Source organism: Citrobacter sp. Cpo045, from assembly GCF_030332875.1.
GTDB classification, from domain to species: domain Bacteria; phylum Pseudomonadota; class Gammaproteobacteria; order Enterobacterales; family Enterobacteriaceae; genus Citrobacter; species Citrobacter portucalensis.
Genome location: NZ_JAOWGZ010000023.1, coordinates 1 through 205 on the forward strand (window position 1 = coordinate 1; position 205 = coordinate 205).

1 protein-coding gene is annotated in these 205 nt (G+C 62.4%); it reads left to right on the plus strand.

What is annotated here, in order from left to right; all coding sequences use genetic code 11:
* On the plus strand, positions 1–205 hold a 205-nt coding region (locus OGY13_RS00150), incomplete at both ends, for a transposase (protein WP_286556768.1).

Here is a 205-nt window from a genome sequence, read left to right on the forward strand (position 1 = left end):
GATGCCAAGAGTGGCCTGACCCACAGCCTGGTCACCACCGCGGCCAACGAGCATGACCTCAATCAGCTGGGTAATCTGCTGCATGGAGAGGAGCAATTTGTCTCAGCCGATGCCGGCTACCAAGGGGCGCCACAGCGCGAGGAGCTGGCCGAGGTGGATGTGGACTGGCTGATCGCCGAGCGCCCCGGCAAGGTAAGAACCTTGA